Genomic DNA, 15,474 nt, shown 5'->3' with positions numbered 1-15,474 from the left:
TATAAAACATACCAGCTGTCATATTGAGAATGGTATCGTGAATCCATTAATCATTGTTGTTAGAGTCAAGTAAGTTGGTATGTTTTCTACCGAATCAGATTCATTGCGTCACGCTATTCCCGTTGAAAAAATTCGCTACGATGAACGGGGTTTGGTAGCGGCTATTGTGCAGGACTATTTAGATGGCACAGTGTTGATGATGGCGTGGATGAATCGGGAGTCGTTACAAAAGACTTTGGAAACTAGAGAAACTTGGTTTTGGAGTCGTTCCCGGCAAGAGTTATGGCATAAGGGAGGGACTTCTGGTCATATTCAAAAAGTTCAAAGCATCCGTTATGACTGTGATAGTGATGCTTTGTTAATTGGGGTGGAGCAAATTGGAGATATTGCTTGCCACACTGGAGAGCGCAGTTGTTTTCATCAAGTAGATGGCAAAATTAATCCACCGCCAGCAGATACATTATCGCAGGTGTTTCAGGTGATCTGCGATCGCCGGGACAACCCCACGGATACTTCTTATACCTGCAAGCTATTCGCAGGCGGCGATAATAAGATTTTGAAAAAGATAGGTGAGGAATCGGCTGAGGTTGTCATGGCTTTTAAAGATGATGAAGCAGATGCAATTGCCGGTGAAGTTGCGGATTTGCTTTATCACACCTTGGTGGCCTTAGCTCATCATCAAGTTGATTTAAAGGCTGTATATCGAAAGTTACAAGAACGTCGTCGCTGAAGAATCAGGAAGTGGGAGAAAAAAGTCATTATTCAGACTTCACATTTTTTGTAATTCTTATCATTCGCTGAAATTTTCCTCACTGATTCCACAGGGTTTCCACAGGCATTTTAGTAGTTTTCCACAGATACTCCACGAGATGATCAGCACTTGCGATGTTACTGGGGATTTTTACTTCACAGTTATTGCTTAGTTCAGTGACTGAGTTTTTGTGAATTTATGTAACAAAAACTTAGCTCTAAGTCTGATTATTGCGTCAAGATTTCTTTTTTAAAGAACCGGTTTTAACATTTCGCAGCATTGACAAACCTACCCCCTCTTGAAGCACAATGATGCGACTGGCACTTTTTTCTAGCCCAAGTTATCTGGGGAACTCAAAACATTCCTGAGATGTTTGGAGGTTCCATTCTTTGCTTCAAAAGTGCCAGTAAATTCGCTTGATCGACCTCAGAGAAGGAAAATCTCATGAACGCAACGGTGAGCATTTTTACGGAAATTCCCGAAACACTCCATGAATCCCTCAAAAGCTATTTAGAAACTCACCCTGATTGGGATCAAACCCGTGTGCTGACAGCAGCATTGTCACTGTTTTTACTGCAAAATGGGGATAGCGATCGCCGTGCTGCTCGTGTTTATTTAGAAACTTTATTCCATAACTGCTAGTTATGTAGTAGGGGATAGGGGACAGAATTTAAAATCTTGTGCGGTTGTTTAAATTTCCTGATATCTTAACTATCTTGGCGATCGCTATATAGCAAAGTGCTGAGGAGAAAACCAGTAATCTCAAGGCTTTGAGCAATCAATACTGTCCTCATCTATGTGACTACGGCTATACCAATCAGGACTTAGGCAAAAACAGAATACATAATAGTCAGGGCGAACATTTGTTCGCCCTGACTTAGTATTAATTATGAAACAATTAATTCAAGGGTTGGTTTCCAATTGCGGAGAATGAGTAGGACATTCAAACTTATAACCTACGCCACGTACCGTCTGAATTAATGCTGGTTGGCTGGCATCAACTTCAATTTTCTTACGAATTTGACCGATATGTACATCTACAACCCGTTGGTCGCCAACATATTCATAGTCCCAAACCTCTTGAATTAGTTCGGCTCGTCGCCAAACCCGCCCAGGATGGCTGGCTAAAAAATGTAACAGGTCAAATTCTAAGGCTGTTAGGGGTACTGGTAGGTTGTTCAATGTCACTTCCCGACGGACGGGATCGATCATCAGTTTTTCAAATACTAGGCGTTTTTGTTCTGCCGTTGTCACAACCCGTTGTCGCCGCAAAATAGCAGCAACTCTGACTTCTAACTCTCCTAAACCAAATGGCTTGGTGAGATAGTCATCAGCACCTTTAGCAAAGCCGCGAATCTTGTCAGCTTCATCCGCACGGCTAGTGAGCATGAGAACAAACACACCATTACGACTTTGCATCTCTTGGCAGAGGTTGAACCCGATAACGTCTGGTAAATTTACATCTAAAATTACCAAGTCAGGGTTAAATTGCTCGAATAGCGCTAAGGCTGTTTTACCATCCTCAGCCGCCTCCACCTGATAGTTCTGCTTAATCAAAAAGCGTTGGATTAAGTTGCGAACCGCAGGGTCGTCATCAACTACAAGAATCTTGGCAGGAGCCATGACCATCACTTTGCACAAAAATTCGTAAGATTAACAGGAGAATTGCGTATTTGGGATTGTTACACAACATTTGCTAGTGTTACCCGCACTTGAGATGCTGGTACTGTAATCGCTAGTTATAGCAGTTCTGTAACTTAGGAAAATTTCCTACTCCCAATTACGTGGTAATTTAAAGCTTTTCAATTTTAATATCGATATGCTTGTGGATACCACTAGTGATTGTGAAGCTAGTTCATCTAAATTGCCTCAAGGCACGGTAAATTGCCAAATTTGAAACATAAAAATTAATTTTTTCATAAAAAAATAAGTTTTAAGAAGTCTTAGTTCAAATTCTAGAGTAAAGCCCTCACTGGTCAACGACATGAGGGGATACACGGAGTTCTAGCAATATGTTAAAGTTGCTATAGTTAAATTTCCTGGGTCAGTTTAACTTACCCGTGCTACTATTCCTGGTAGAGCATATTAAGTTGCTGGCAACATTTGTTTAAATCTAGGCAAAACCTAAAGTTGTTTTCCAAAAAGCAAAATACCGCCGCTGACTAAGGTTGAAGTGTAAACTCCCATGAGCGATCAAAATCCCTACGACAAACTTGGGGTGTCCGAAGATGCAAGCTTTGATGAAATTCAGGATGCTCGCAATCGCCTATTGGAGCAACACAGTGGCGATGCTAAGAGTCTGGAACTAATTGAAGCTTCTTATGACGCAATTTTAATGGATCGGTTACGGATGCGTCAGGAAGGCAAAATCAAAGTACCTGAGCGAATCCGGTTTCCAGAACTACGAGTGCAATTTCCTCCTAAAGAAGTTTCCACTCCTCGTGAACAGTCACCTGCATGGCTACAAAGAATATTAGATCAGCCAACAACGGCAGATGTACTGTTACCAGGTGCTTGGTATTTGGGTTTGAGTGCTATCGGTATTTTTTATCCTGCCACGGGTGATCAAGTTTTACAGTTGGTGTTAGTGGTTGGGGTAGGTATTAGTGTTTACTTTCTCAATCGTAAAGAAGGTAAGTTTGGTAGAGCCGTTTTGTTAACGCTGATTGGTCTGATACTAGGCTTGATTATTGGCGGATTAGTTGCAAGCTGGCTTTTACCACAATTCAATTTAGGTAGGCTGAGTACTGAGCAATTTTCTACAGTGTTCACATTTATATTATTGTGGTTGATTAGTAGTTTTTTGCGGTAAGGTATAAAGCTTGAAATTCTTTATGGGTAGCAGATGATTTATGCTGTTACCCATTTTTTGCACAAGAGGCACTATCTGAGAGCTAGAGTTCTATTCTCTAAGATGAGAGCCACTGCTGAACTTAAATCGGGAACAATTAAGTCGGGGTGGTACAGTTCTAGTTGAGTGCGATCGCGGATACCAGACTCGACTGCCATAACTTGAATATTATGTTTTTTAGCAGCAGTGATATCAGCTTCTGTATCTCCTACCATCCATGTATCAGCAGCGGGAGATAGTTCTTTTAATGCTTTTGCCATTAACATTGGCTTATCTTCGATGTCACGAGTCTTCACATAATCGTTACTTAGGCAATAACAGCGATTTTCCGGGAAAAATCTCTCTAAATCAAATTTCTGGAAGGCGAAGTCTAATTCCCAGACTCTTCGCATTGTCATGACTGCTAAATCAATTCCAGCTGCTTGAATTTTGAACAGTGCATCTACTGCACCTGGTACTAGGGTGTCATATTCAAAATAAGGTTGTGTATGTACTGTTTTCCGCCGCAGTTGAGAAAATTCTTGTGCTTGCACCTCATCCAGTCCGGAATTTAAAGCAATTTGGATTTCGGGAATGCGCGATCGCTTCTGTTGCCAAAATTCAGCTTTTTTTAGTTGGCGAACCGCTTGTCCTGGACGTTTAGTTTTTTCTAAACAATATTGATAAACGCGATAGTACCGTTCAGAAACATCAACAATGGGGCCGTCGAAGTCGGTAAATAGTCTTAGCATCGGCGGAATTTAAATGTTAATTTTTCTTAAGAGTAACTTACTTGTGTATCAATAGTCATCAATCAATATATTTATATAAATATTTATTTTAAATTGTTGGGTTAAGCAATGCAAAACCCAACTTCTTGATGGGTAAGACTAATTTAGAGGGGTAGAAAGGATGATTCAGAACTAAAGTTGCGTGTCTGAGATTTTTTGTTGAAGCTGCCCATACACTAAATTAGTCCGATCATGCTACTACTCTTTGAACGTTGAAGAATCAATATTCAGCAAACGGCGTACAGCTTGTTCTATATCTGTTTCTTTGATTAAAGATTCTCCGATTAAAACGGCGTTAGTACCGGCTTCAGCCATGAGGGATAAATCCGTATTGGTATACAAACCTGATTCACTAACAACGATCGCACCTAAGTTTTGGATTTGCGATCGCCTGGCTGCTAGTAGTCTTTGAGTTGTGCTGATATCCACGGTGAAGTCAACCAAACTTTGGTTGTTAATCCCAATCAAACGAACATCATCTAGCTGCAATACTCGATCCAGTTCCGCTAGGGTATGCACTTCTATTAAGGCATTCATCCCCAAATAATGAATAATGCGTTGAAAATCTTGTAGTTGTCTATCTGTAAGAATTGCGGCTATCAGTAGAACTGCATCTGCACCTGCGGCTCGTGCTAAATAAATTTGGCAGGGATCAATAATAAACTCTTTGCAAAGCAGTGGTACTGATACTTTGTGGCGAATTATCCGCAGACTTTCAAAACTACCTTGAAAAAATGTTCTTTCAGTGAAAACAGAAATACAAGCAGCACCAGCACGTTGATATGCTTTGGCGATCGCAATAGCATCAAAGTCTGCACGAATCATGCCATAACCTGGAGAAACTTTTTGAATTTCTGCAATCAGACTAGGATGATGAGGACTTTGTTGTAAAGCTGTTAAGAAATCTCGTACAGTTGGCGCAGCTGTTAACTGACGTTGCAAAGAAGCTAAAGACATGTGTTGTTGAATCTGTGCTACTTCTTGCTTTTTCTGCCACACAATTTCTCTTAACATCGGTTGGAGATGAGAATTCACAGTAGTCATCGGATAAATCATAAGTTGTAAAAAATTGGCAGATGAACTAAATCAGAAACTATGAAGCATTCACCTCAGCCAAACAAATCTTGCTGAGTAAAGTTGTTTTCACTAATCTTGGAAAGCTGAAGTTTTGGCATTTTTATAGGAAAGTTACAGTTACACCAAAACTTTTAGTGGAGTAACGAAACCCAAAATCATCCAGGCTTTGTTGGGTAAAGCTCCCGCTACATGTTTTGAAATAGCCTATATAGGCTATTTCAAAACATGAAAATTAGCCAGAAACATCTGGCCAATGATTAAATTTCTTCTGGGTAGTTAAGCAAGTGGAGTTTTTAAGAGCGTACCCAATTTGATTTGATGTCAAAAACGCCTAATTTTTGTTCGGAATCTTTTGCTTCTTTTCGCTTTGCACCTTCAAGTAAGTAGTTATTTTTTAGGAGGCGAATGTAGGTGCGATATGGGATGTAATCTATAGGGTTATAACCAGAAAACCGGAGCATTAAAACACATGCCCAGGAATACTTACCGGCAATAATTGCTTTAACAATTTGTTCAACTTGTTCTGTATTAATTTTTTTGGCGTTTTGTAAATTGTCGAGTTGATGCATAAAACCCTCTCTCTGGTTTTAAGCTCCAGATTTTATAGTTTGGATTGTCTCTAACACCAAAAACTCTGTTCAGGGTATCCGCCTATTAGTTCACGGATATAAATAGGATGTAGTAAAGGCTATATAATCGATAGTTTCTTTCACAATTAAACAAATATTGTCAACCCATAAGCGCTGGGATTGATTTGTTTTTATGTTTGGCATAGCTGACTGGGTGGCTGTTCACAGGCCTGAAAAAAGTTTTGACTCGGAACTACTTCAAATAAATCACCCTGGCTAAAGTAGTCAAGTGCCACCTCAACTAATTTCACCTACTAACCTGTTTCGTGGTCAGCGTTGTGTGTTGGTAGAAGACGTTGAACCCTATTTGCGTGGTAGATTGCTGGTGCTGCTTGTGATGTCTGGCGCGATCGCTTTGTGCCGAGAAAGTGAAAGCTTGTTCTCTGATGGTTAATTCCATTAGAGAATTCAAGTTAATTGCCCATCTTTTATATCGTTCTGGATATTCGTAGCTGCTGGTAAATAAGCTTCTACGCTGAGAATCCAGGTGAAACAGGCTATCTGCTAAGGCAGTGTCCATTTTAACTTTAGTGATAGTGCGCGATACACGAACATCGCCAAAGGTATTGTAGGTGGGTCAATCACAAATCATCGGCATTTTTTTGAAACTGTTGTAGGGAACATAGTGCGATCGCCTGATTTTCCAATTAATCTCGCTACCTCAACAAAACTAGTTTGACACTACAGCACAAATGAAATTTGAAAATAGGGGTGGATTAAATCAACTAGCATTATGATCTGCTGAGTGAATTTAGAAATATCCTCCCCCTATCAATAAACCGTGTTGCAGAAGCTGCTTCTTTGTTAAGACTACTGAATATTAGGTCGCAGATATATGATCATTGTTTTGCTAGACCTATCTGTTTTTTCGCTCTTGCCATTGATTAAATTTTGTCAAGACTAAATATATCTCTGCTTGTTGGAAAAAATGCTGCAAATGCAATCTGGTTTGGAGTCATAACACTGTCTAGATAACCATAAATGTGTCAGTCTAACTTTGGTTTTTTTGTCCATTTCATGAATTTTATGTATTCTACAACACATTAAATCTTAATTTTTTTTATTTCTTCAGAGGGAAGTAAAGGCAATTATTTTACTTATTTTATCTGTTGATTTATCTTAATTATCAAATTATTTATATCTTTAGATAGATGATTTAGTCTATTATTTTATAGTTAGATTCCATAGGGAGTAAAATTTAAAAAATCAATGCAACATGAAAAAAGTAAGACTATAAAATACACATATATTTGACAAAAATATATTTTTGTGGATGAGCGATAAAAGTAAATATATGCGAGTTTACACCATGATAACTACACTAAGAGAATTTTTATTATATTCAATAATAATCTAAAATTGTTAGATAAATTTATACTATTTAGCTCTAGGAAAATACTAATTATTTATTAGATGGTATGAATTAAAAATACAGGTTTTGATTAGGGAAATATGCTAATTCTCTTCTGAGAATTGCGATACATTGGCAATAAGAATGAAGTAATCTTTATCTTGTCTATATAAAAATCTTAATTTATAAAAAGAAATGTTTTTTCTCAGTAAAAAATCGAAGTGATATCTTTTTATTGGTAGAATATTTTTAAATAAATCAGAAATTTAAATTATTTTTTAATTTCCCTTTGCTATTGCCATTAATGATTTACAGCCGGATTCAGCCTGTGAAAGTTGCCAATTCTCCGCTATATAGCTTTAGTGTCAAATAGTTAAAAGGAGTGCGGGATATGAATACTAACGGCTACACGTTAGTTCTTTCCATCTCGAAATCGGTGCTAAAGCCACAATCCGAGTTGTGGGGATTTAACTACTTTTGTAGGTGTAAGAGTGATGAAATAGTAGAGTTAAATATGCACACTTTAATTGAGGAATTAAAACAGGTTAACAAACATTTACTGCAAGAAATTGTAGAACGGAAGCAGAAGGAGGCAAGTTTAGAAAAATCTGTCACTTTACTTCGTTCTATTTTGGAATCAACGGCTCATGGCATGATTGCAGTTAGTTTAGAGGAAGATATTGTTAGTTTTAATCAACAATTTGTCCAGATGTGGCAGATACCTAACTCTCTGACAATATCGAGACATAGTTTTCCATGCCAAGCTTTTTTTGAGAATCAACTCAAACAGCCGCAACTATTTCGGGATTCGATGTGGGAAATGAAGTGTGATTGTCAGAGCGATCGCTACGACATTCTAGAGTTAAAGGATGGTAGAGTCTTCGCTCAATACTCTAAACCGCAGAAGGTAAATCACGAAGTGATTGGTAGAGTTTGGAGTATTTGGGATATTTCCGAACTGAGCCAAGCTTTAGAACAGTCTAAACAACTGGGTGAATTGAGAGCGCAATTTTTATCTATGCTTTCTCATCAATTACGTACACCGCTGAATGTAGTTTCATTTTCTAATAGCTTACTCAAAAGACACATCTATGAATGGACAGAGGAAAAAACTAAACCATTATTAGATCGCATTCAAATAGCTGTAGAACAACTCAGCAAAATGCTAGACGACATTATTTTTTTTGCTAAAGCAGAAGCGGCTAAACTCCACTTTGAGGCTAAACCACTGAATGTAGTGCGGTTTTGTCATGAGATTGTGGCACAAGTCCATACCTACAGTAGCGAAAACAGAATTAATTTTGTCAGTCAAGATTGCTCTTTTACTGCCTTTTTCGATAAAAAATTGCTGGAGCCAATACTGAAGAACTTGCTCGACAATGCAATCAAGTATTCTCCATCAGGTGCTGTGGTGGATTTCCAACTTTCATGGGAACAAGAGACAGTGATTTTTCAAGTCACGGATAGAGGTATTGGTATTCCCACAGCAGATAAAGCGCGGCTATTTGAACCATTTTATCGAGGTAGTAATATTGCGAATCTACCGGGTACTGGACTAGGACTAGCAATTGTGAAAACTCTGGTTGACTTACACGGTGGTCATATTGATATGAAAAGTGAAGTTGGTGTAGGCACAACTTTTACTATTATGCTGCCATCAGTGAAATAAAAGTTTTGAATGAGTTTTTTCAACCTGCCACAAATCCTAGTAGTAGAACAATGATGCACACATCGTCGCCAACAATTCTAGTCATTGAAGATGATGCTGTTACCCGCAATCTCTTCTTAGACAGTTTACAAGCTGAAGGTTATGACACAATCGGTGCAGAAAATGGTCGTATTGGTATTCAACTAACACAAGAGCATTTACCAGATTTGGTGATCTGCGATATCTTAATGCCAGATATGGATGGTTACGATGTTTTAAATGCTTTGCGTCAAGACCAACTGACAGCGATTATTCCTTTTATTTTTCTGACCGGTAGCGATACTAAGGATGCTTTACGTAAAGGGATGGAGTTGGGTGCGGACGATTATCTGACCAAACCTTTAACTGTTGAGCAATTGTTGAGGGCGATCAATATTCGATTGGAAAAACAAGCTCTGCTTAGGTATTGGTATGCTACTCAAACACATCAAATATCGCAATCTATACCTGCAAATATCGCGGTGTCGAACACTCCTGAGCCATTTTTCCCTTCGGTTCCTCAATTCCAAAAAGTTTTCGACTACATTGAAGCTAATTATCACCAAGGAATTACCTTAGCTAAAGTTGCTGAGGCGGTGGGTTATTCCCGGGCTTATTTAACTAATAGAGTTGCGAAACACACAGGAGAAACTGTCAATGGATGGATTGTTAAGCGGCGAATGATGGCGGCGCGTTCTTTGTTGAAGAATACTAACCAAACCGTTGAGCAAATTGCTCTGGCTTTAGGTTATCAAAATGCTTGTCACTTTTCTCGCCAGTTTCGACAGCATCATGGCATACCTCCCAAACATTGGCGAAAAAAGCAGGAGTTTTTTAATACTTGCACTCAGTTGGAAAAGTGCTTACCTGTTGTTCAAACATAAACAGGCCAGCAATAATTTTAATTATTCTTTGGCTGAGACAACTGCTGGATTAATAGTTGCACACCCAAAGCTATTAATCCGAGCGCTACTATCCCAAATATCCCACTGCCTAAAGCAACTATACCAACTACTAAGGTACGTACCGCAGAGGTAATTTTGATGACTAGTTCATTAGTAGAATGGACGGGTTTGCTGGCAAAGGAAGTTGCGATCGCAATCATCAGCGAATATAAAGCATAAGCCATTCCACTGGAAATTATGGCACCTGTAATGCAGCGTAGTGGTGATGCTTGCGCCTGGGTTGCTGTTTCTTGTGGTGTAATGTTTTCACTCATAAAACTGTTCCCTGTTCCCTGTTCCCTTCTTAAGATGCTATCTGAATGCCGTGGGTAATGGTGCGAGTCACGAACAATTCTAAATCTTCATTGGGTATTGCTTCTCTAATGTATTGTTTCACGGCTTGGGCTTGTGGTTCAGACTCAATAATTGCAAAGACACTCGGCCCGGAACCAGACATCATTGTTCCTAAAACTCCCGGTTGAGTTGCAAAAAGTTCGCGTAGTTGCATAACTTGGGGATGAGCAGGTAAAACAACACGCTCTAAGTCATTGTGCAGTTTTTGGGCAATTTCGGCTGCATCTTTATGCACAATGGCTTTGACTATTCCACCAGAATGAACTGCGGCGGCGCGTGCTGCTAAATCTTCGGTAGTTTTAATATAGGTATGACCAAATTCTTGACGATAGGTTTTGTATGCCCAAGGTGTAGAAATTTCTAGACTGCGATATTTGGCTAATACTATATATATATGATCTAAATTTGGCAGTGGCGCAAGTTGTTCACCTCTACCTGTGGCGATCGCTGTCCCACCTGCGACACAAAATGGTATATCTGAACCTAGGGTAGCGCCCAATTCTTCGATTTCTGTTTGGGTAAGTCCCAAGTTCCAGAGTAAATCTATTCCTACCAAAACTGCTGCGGCGTTTGTTGAACCTCCCGCCAACCCAGCCGCGACGGGGATGTTTTTCTCTAATGTAATTTCCACTCCACCATGTTTAGCCCAAGCTTCGGGAAATTGTGTCGCCATCAGTTCGGCGGCGCGATATACCAGATTAGTTTTATCTGTGGGGACTTGGGGATGGTTACAGTGAACGCGAATAGTTTCGTCACTGATGGCGCGGACAGAAATTTTGTCGGCGAGGTCGATGCTTTGCAAAATCATGACTAATTCATGATAACCGTCTGGGCGATCGCCGATGATTTCTAAATACAAATTTATTTTGGCAGGAGCAATTAAACTGTAGGAACGCATGTTCAAAAACATTAAGGATTAAGTGTGAAGTCTGAAGTGTGAAGTCTGAAATGAATACTTCATACTTCAGACTTCATGCTTCCCACTTCATTAGCGAGAGTTACCCATTGCTGAGTGCTGATGTCTTCAGCTCTAGCTTGGGGATTTATTTCTAATTGTTCCAGTAAATGAGTCAGGCGATCGCGGTCAATTACAGATTGCAAATTATTCCGCAACATTTTGCGCTTTGACCCAAATCCTAACTTTATCAGATTCTCTAATCTGCGTGGGTCGTTGGCAAGAATTTCCAATCGACGCGGACGCAACCTCACTACTGCTGAGTCTACTTTTGGTGGTGGGTAAAATGCACTTGCGGGAACTGGACAAATTAACTCACATTCTGCTAAATACTGCACTCTTACTGATAAAGCTCCAAAAGTTTTTGACCCGGCTTTAGCATACAATCTTTCTGCTACTTCTTTCTGAATTAATAGCACTATGGAATCAAATGGTTTGGGGTTAGGATTGGCGATGGTTCCTAATAGTTTCTCGATGATGGGACCGGTGATATTGTAGGGAATGTTCGCCACTACTTTATTTGCATTTTGAAATTGAGGAAATGCTACTAAATTTGTTTCTAAATTTAACTCTAGAAAATCACCTTGTAATAATAAAAAGTTTTCTTTATTTCCTAATTCTTTGACTAATAACTTACATAAATCTCTATCGATTTCGACTGCTACCAAAGCCTGTATTAAAGGTAATAAACGTCGAGTTAGAATGCCTGTACCTGGCCCAATTTCCAGGATGCGGTCATTTGTACTACACTCTGCCGCCTGCACAATTGCGTTGAGTGCCTTGTCACTTTTGAGCCAATGTTGAGCAAATACCTTGCGCGGTCGTACCATTTATTTTTCTTGCTATATAACGTTTTCAGGATTTCTCAAAAAATCCATTTCTTACTTTTTGCTTACTTTTAAAAGTAAAATTTTATTATAAAAACTAGCTTTTTATTTGACTAATGGTTGTAAATATGGTAGATATAACGCATTTTTTGAAAGAGATAAAAGCATTGTGTATGAGGAAATGAATCAAGGAAATTTAGGCGATCGCTAATTAACCTGTGCCTCTGAACCTTCAAATTGTAATCCATTCAGGCAGCTAAATTACTGGAAATGTGTATATATTAATCAACTTTGCTTCATCAGCTATTGACTATTACATAAGAGATTTCTTTGCATCTTTGCGCCTCTGCGTGATACAAAATATTTATGCAAAAATGCTAAATAAACACTGAGTTTAATATGCCAGACACATCTCAAGACAGCATTTGGATTGTTACCGATGACGTTCCACAAATTTCAATTCCTGACGGTGCAAAAGGCGGAAGTAATACACGCAGTTGGAAAGACGAAACGGTAAAGGAATCTACTAGCACTAAAGACGATGCCGTGAAAGTTAACGCTCAAATATTAGAGCAAAACATGGGAAACTTTCTGCAAGTAGTAGGACGCTTGTTTAGCCGTGCAGAACAGCAAGCAAATTCTAAAATGCAGCTAGAAGAAATTGAATTATCGGTGGAAATTAGCGGTGAAGGGGAAGTCAAGTTAATTGGAAGTGGTGCAAAAGCTAGTGGGAAAGGCGCGATAAAGCTGACATTCAAGCGACAAGAACCAAAGTAGATGGCGAAAAATTGGGCGATCGCAGTCGGTATCAACAGGTATGATTATCTGCAACAGCTAAATTATGCCAAGCGGGATGCAGAATTAATCCAGCAGTTTCTTCGCACCGAGGCGGGGTTTGAGAGGATTTTTTTCTTTACCGATGACTCTCCTGATATTGGTGGAAAATCGACTCGTCCCACCCGCGCAAATTTGCGGCGCGTATTTTTAGAGTTATTTAATCAACCCTTCATGGGTGCGGGTGATAACTTCTGGTTCTTTTTTAGTGGACATGGGATGCGCCATGCTGAACGCGATTATCTCATGCCTTTGGATGGGAACCCCGCAGATATTGAAGAAACAGCGATACCCATTAACTTTGTCACCGAACGGTTGCGGCGTTGTGGTGCAGATAACGTTGTGTTGATTTTAGATGCTTGTCGCAACCACGGTCAAAAAAGTGGTGAAGGTATTGGGAGACAGACAGAAGAGGAAGCGCGACAAAAAGGCGTGATTAGTATATTTTCTTGTAGTCCCCAGGAATATTCTTATGAAATTGAAGCACTGCAACAAGGTGCATTTACTACGGCGTTATTAGAAGGGTTGGGAGTTCGCGGACAATGCGCCACCGTTGAAAGGTTAAATCAGTATCTCAATTTTCGTGTGCCGGAAATTGTGCGTCAGCATAAAAATGCGCGGCAAACACCATATATTATTGCTGAACCTGTAAATAAATCTCACCTGATACTTGTACCGCGATATGCAACCTTGGCGGATATTGCGACTTTGAAAAATGATGCTTATCGCGCCAAAGATGAAGGAAATTTAGATTTAGCTGAACAATTATGGATAAAGGGTGTTAGCTGCGGCTTCTGGTGCAGATATGGAAGCGGTGAGGGCGTTGCAAAGAATTGAACGGTTACGTAACTCAACTCCTGATATATCTCAACAACCAGTTTCACCTAAGTCAGCGACAAATACACCGCAGCCAAAGTCAACCTCACCACTTCCTCGTAATACTCCTTCAAATCCAAAACCTATCACGCCAAAATCTTCAACAACTTATTCACCGTCACCAGTAATTAACCTGTCACGGCGAAAGGTGATTCAAACTGTTGGCGTTGTAGTCACGGCGGTTGCTGGTTTTGGTACTGTAATTTCATCAATTTCATCATTATCCGAACATTGGGAGTTCTATTCAGGAAAGACTAGTACAAGCAAAATGAAAACCTTTCCATTTCAAACTGCAAAAGTAGATGCAAAAGGAAATGTTATCAGTCGCCCTAAATTGCAAGGAAAACAGTTTGTCGAAGACTTGGGAAATGGTGTCACCTTGGAAATGGTGCAGATACCAGGGGGAACCTTTATGATGGGTTCACCACCAACCGAAAAAGACCGAGGTTCAGATGAAAGTCCCCAGCGTCAGGTAAAAGTTTCTGGCTTCTTTATGGGGAAATATGAAGTCACGCAGGCGCAGTATCAAGCAATTATGGAGAAAAATCCTTCCCATTTCAAAGGTGAGAACCAACCTGTAGAACAAGTGAGTTGGGATGATGCGGTAGAGTTTTGTAAAAAATTGAGTGAAAAAACAGGACGTAAATATAAACTACCCAGTGAGGCGGAATGGGAATATGCTTGTCGTGCGGGTACAGAAACGCCGTTTTATTTTGGGGAAACCATCACCCCAGAATTAGTTAACTACAACGGCGATTATCCCTACGGCGCTGCACCCAAAGGTAAAGGTCTAGGGGAAACAACAAATGTCGGAATATTTCCGGCAAACCCTTTTGGTTTGTGTGATATGTGTGGTAATGTATACGAATGGTGTCAAGATGTATATAACAAAAATTACCAAGGCGCACCGGAAGATAGAAGTGCGTGGTTAAATAGTAAAGATAATAACATAAAACTGTTGCGTGGCGGTAGTTGGATCACCGATGCCAGGAATTTACGTTCTGCCAGCTGTCGCGACTTCGCGCGCGAGAATCGATTCAACTATGTGGGTTTTCGTGTGGTGGCGGGGGCGTAAAACAGTTATCAGTTATGAGTGAACAGTTATCAAAGTATTAGTTAGAGTTTATGAGGTAGAGCTAAGGATAAACTCGGAAGCTTTTAAGGTCTTTTATTAATAAACTGATAACTGTCTACTGTTAACTGTTAACTGACATGAACAGCTTGGTATATGAAAAAGCATATAAGTTTGCTATCCGAATAGTCAAAGCATATAAATATCTGACTCAAGACAAAAAAGAGTTTATTTTATCGAAGCAACTAATCAGAAGTGGTACATCAATAGGTGCTAACATTGCTGAAGCCAATGGAGGAATTTCAGCAGCAGATTTTTCCGCCAAAATATCCATTGCATATAAAGAATGTCTGGAAACTAAATATTGGCTTTCTCTGTTGAAAGACACAGAATATATAGAAGAAAAAGCCTTTAACAGTATCTACACATACGCAGCCGAAATAGGAAAAATGCTATTTTCAATCCTCAAAAAAACTAGAAGAGCAAAGTTTGCTAG

At 39.6% G+C, this 15,474-nt stretch carries 17 protein-coding genes; 10 read left to right on the top strand and 7 right to left on the bottom strand.

Going from position 1 to position 15,474, the window contains the following annotated elements:
* The first annotated feature begins 79 nt into the window (after nucleotides 1-79).
* Nucleotides 80-730, top strand: a complete 651-nt coding sequence (hisIE, locus tag NCWK1_RS12285) for a bifunctional phosphoribosyl-AMP cyclohydrolase/phosphoribosyl-ATP diphosphatase HisIE (protein ID WP_103124911.1) — start codon at nucleotides 80-82, stop codon at nucleotides 728-730.
* A gap of 465 nt (nucleotides 731-1,195) precedes the next feature.
* A complete protein-coding gene (locus NCWK1_RS12280; RefSeq protein ID WP_015115341.1) occupies nucleotides 1,196-1,393 on the top strand; it encodes a DUF2811 domain-containing protein in 198 nt (65 codons plus the stop codon).
* 261 nt (nucleotides 1,394-1,654) lie between these two features.
* On the opposite strand, the gene NCWK1_RS12275 is transcribed toward NCWK1_RS12280, so the two are convergent.
* A complete protein-coding gene (locus tag NCWK1_RS12275) occupies nucleotides 1,655-2,374 on the bottom strand; it encodes a response regulator transcription factor (RefSeq protein ID WP_015115342.1) in 720 nt (239 codons plus the stop codon).
* A 562-nt stretch (nucleotides 2,375-2,936) separates the two neighbouring features.
* Here NCWK1_RS12275 and NCWK1_RS12270 point away from each other — a divergent pair.
* Nucleotides 2,937-3,563: a CPP1-like family protein gene (locus NCWK1_RS12270; RefSeq protein ID WP_096578294.1), complete on the top strand. Its 627-nt coding sequence runs from the start codon at nucleotides 2,937-2,939 to the stop codon at nucleotides 3,561-3,563.
* A 71-nt stretch (nucleotides 3,564-3,634) separates the two neighbouring features.
* Here the strand turns inward: NCWK1_RS12270 and NCWK1_RS12265 are convergent, their stop codons facing one another.
* From NCWK1_RS12265 to NCWK1_RS12255, 3 genes are all read right to left on the bottom strand, one after another.
* A complete protein-coding gene (locus NCWK1_RS12265) occupies nucleotides 3,635-4,333 on the bottom strand; it encodes an HAD family hydrolase (RefSeq protein ID WP_103124910.1) in 699 nt (232 codons plus the stop codon).
* Between the two features lie 237 nt (nucleotides 4,334-4,570).
* Nucleotides 4,571-5,428, bottom strand: coding sequence for an indole-3-glycerol phosphate synthase TrpC (trpC, locus tag NCWK1_RS12260; protein WP_096578290.1), 858 nt, complete (start codon nucleotides 5,426-5,428; stop codon nucleotides 4,571-4,573).
* A gap of 314 nt (nucleotides 5,429-5,742) precedes the next feature.
* Complete coding sequence (locus NCWK1_RS12255) at nucleotides 5,743-6,018, bottom strand: HetP family heterocyst commitment protein (protein ID WP_096578288.1); 276 nt, start codon at nucleotides 6,016-6,018, stop codon at nucleotides 5,743-5,745.
* Between the two features lie 289 nt (nucleotides 6,019-6,307).
* Between NCWK1_RS12255 and NCWK1_RS29535 the strand changes: the two genes are divergently transcribed.
* From NCWK1_RS29535 to NCWK1_RS12245, 3 genes are all read left to right on the top strand, one after another.
* Nucleotides 6,308-6,472 (top strand): hypothetical protein, encoded by a 165-nt coding sequence (locus NCWK1_RS29535; RefSeq protein WP_187308132.1) that lies wholly within the window; start codon nucleotides 6,308-6,310, stop codon nucleotides 6,470-6,472.
* A gap of 1,471 nt (nucleotides 6,473-7,943) precedes the next feature.
* The gene (locus NCWK1_RS12250; protein ID WP_245894888.1) at nucleotides 7,944-9,098 is read left to right on the top strand and encodes a PAS domain-containing sensor histidine kinase; all 1,155 of its coding nucleotides are present in this window, start codon (nucleotides 7,944-7,946) and stop codon (nucleotides 9,096-9,098) included.
* A gap of 50 nt (nucleotides 9,099-9,148) precedes the next feature.
* A complete protein-coding gene (locus NCWK1_RS12245) occupies nucleotides 9,149-10,000 on the top strand; it encodes a response regulator transcription factor (RefSeq protein WP_103124969.1) in 852 nt (283 codons plus the stop codon).
* A 17-nt stretch (nucleotides 10,001-10,017) separates the two neighbouring features.
* Here the strand turns inward: NCWK1_RS12245 and NCWK1_RS12240 are convergent, their stop codons facing one another.
* From NCWK1_RS12240 to rsmA, 3 genes are read right to left on the bottom strand one after another with little or no spacing between them, the layout of a single operon-like run.
* Nucleotides 10,018-10,335 (bottom strand): DUF3082 domain-containing protein, encoded by a 318-nt coding sequence (locus NCWK1_RS12240; protein ID WP_103124909.1) that lies wholly within the window; start codon nucleotides 10,333-10,335, stop codon nucleotides 10,018-10,020.
* 29 nt (nucleotides 10,336-10,364) lie between these two features.
* Entirely contained in the window at nucleotides 10,365-11,312 is a 948-nt protein-coding gene (gene ispE, locus NCWK1_RS12235) for a 4-(cytidine 5'-diphospho)-2-C-methyl-D-erythritol kinase (RefSeq protein ID WP_103124908.1), read from the bottom strand.
* A gap of 59 nt (nucleotides 11,313-11,371) precedes the next feature.
* The gene (rsmA, locus tag NCWK1_RS12230) at nucleotides 11,372-12,199 is read right to left on the bottom strand and encodes a 16S rRNA (adenine(1518)-N(6)/adenine(1519)-N(6))-dimethyltransferase RsmA (RefSeq protein WP_103124907.1); all 828 of its coding nucleotides are present in this window, start codon (nucleotides 12,197-12,199) and stop codon (nucleotides 11,372-11,374) included.
* Nucleotides 12,200-12,595: 396 nt separating this feature from the next.
* Here rsmA and NCWK1_RS12225 point away from each other — a divergent pair, with 396 nt between their 5' ends.
* The 4 genes from NCWK1_RS12225 to NCWK1_RS12210 all read left to right on the top strand — a co-directional run.
* Nucleotides 12,596-12,973 carry a Pepco domain-containing protein gene (locus tag NCWK1_RS12225; RefSeq protein ID WP_103124906.1) on the top strand — a complete coding sequence of 126 codons (378 nt, stop codon included), beginning with the start codon at nucleotides 12,596-12,598 and terminating at the stop codon, nucleotides 12,971-12,973.
* Nucleotides 12,974-13,867 carry a caspase family protein gene (locus tag NCWK1_RS12220; protein ID WP_245894887.1) on the top strand — a complete coding sequence of 298 codons (894 nt, stop codon included), beginning with the start codon at nucleotides 12,974-12,976 and terminating at the stop codon, nucleotides 13,865-13,867.
* Nucleotides 13,809-14,981 carry a formylglycine-generating enzyme family protein gene (locus NCWK1_RS12215; protein ID WP_340641199.1) on the top strand — a complete coding sequence of 391 codons (1,173 nt, stop codon included), beginning with the start codon at nucleotides 13,809-13,811 and terminating at the stop codon, nucleotides 14,979-14,981. The genes NCWK1_RS12220 and NCWK1_RS12215 overlap by 59 nt, the downstream gene beginning before the upstream one ends.
* Nucleotides 14,982-15,118: 137 nt before the next feature.
* The coding region (locus NCWK1_RS12210; RefSeq protein WP_103124904.1) for a four helix bundle protein at nucleotides 15,119-15,474 on the top strand (356 nt) is incomplete at its 3' end.

This window comes from Nostoc cycadae WK-1 (assembly GCF_002897135.1).
GTDB lineage: Bacteria > Cyanobacteriota > Cyanobacteriia > Cyanobacteriales > Nostocaceae > Nostoc_B.
The sequence above is the reverse complement of the archived record's forward strand: the minus strand, read 5'-3'. Positions and strand labels throughout refer to the sequence as shown.

What these genes read in the sequence shown, in the direction of transcription:
- hisIE (WP_103124911.1), top strand. Translation starts at nt 80, where the DNA reads ATGTTTTCTACCGAATCAGATTCATTGCGTCACGCTATTCCCGTTGAA.
- NCWK1_RS12280 (WP_015115341.1), top strand. Translation starts at nt 1,196, where the DNA reads ATGAACGCAACGGTGAGCATTTTTACGGAAATTCCCGAAACACTCCAT.
- NCWK1_RS12275 (WP_015115342.1), bottom strand. Translation starts at nt 2,374, where the DNA reads ATGGCTCCTGCCAAGATTCTTGTAGTTGATGACGACCCTGCGGTTCGC.
- NCWK1_RS12270 (WP_096578294.1), top strand. Translation starts at nt 2,937, where the DNA reads ATGAGCGATCAAAATCCCTACGACAAACTTGGGGTGTCCGAAGATGCA.
- NCWK1_RS12265 (WP_103124910.1), bottom strand. Translation starts at nt 4,333, where the DNA reads ATGCTAAGACTATTTACCGACTTCGACGGCCCCATTGTTGATGTTTCT.
- trpC (WP_096578290.1), bottom strand. Translation starts at nt 5,428, where the DNA reads ATGATTTATCCGATGACTACTGTGAATTCTCATCTCCAACCGATGTTA.
- NCWK1_RS12255 (WP_096578288.1), bottom strand. Translation starts at nt 6,018, where the DNA reads ATGCATCAACTCGACAATTTACAAAACGCCAAAAAAATTAATACAGAA.
- NCWK1_RS12250 (WP_245894888.1), top strand. Translation starts at nt 7,944, where the DNA reads ATGCACACTTTAATTGAGGAATTAAAACAGGTTAACAAACATTTACTG.
- NCWK1_RS12245 (WP_103124969.1), top strand. Translation starts at nt 9,149, where the DNA reads ATGATGCACACATCGTCGCCAACAATTCTAGTCATTGAAGATGATGCT.
- NCWK1_RS12240 (WP_103124909.1), bottom strand. Translation starts at nt 10,335, where the DNA reads ATGAGTGAAAACATTACACCACAAGAAACAGCAACCCAGGCGCAAGCA.
- ispE (WP_103124908.1), bottom strand. Translation starts at nt 11,312, where the DNA reads ATGCGTTCCTACAGTTTAATTGCTCCTGCCAAAATAAATTTGTATTTA.
- rsmA (WP_103124907.1), bottom strand. Translation starts at nt 12,199, where the DNA reads ATGGTACGACCGCGCAAGGTATTTGCTCAACATTGGCTCAAAAGTGAC.
- NCWK1_RS12225 (WP_103124906.1), top strand. Translation starts at nt 12,596, where the DNA reads ATGCCAGACACATCTCAAGACAGCATTTGGATTGTTACCGATGACGTT.
- NCWK1_RS12220 (WP_245894887.1), top strand. Translation starts at nt 12,974, where the DNA reads ATGGCGAAAAATTGGGCGATCGCAGTCGGTATCAACAGGTATGATTAT.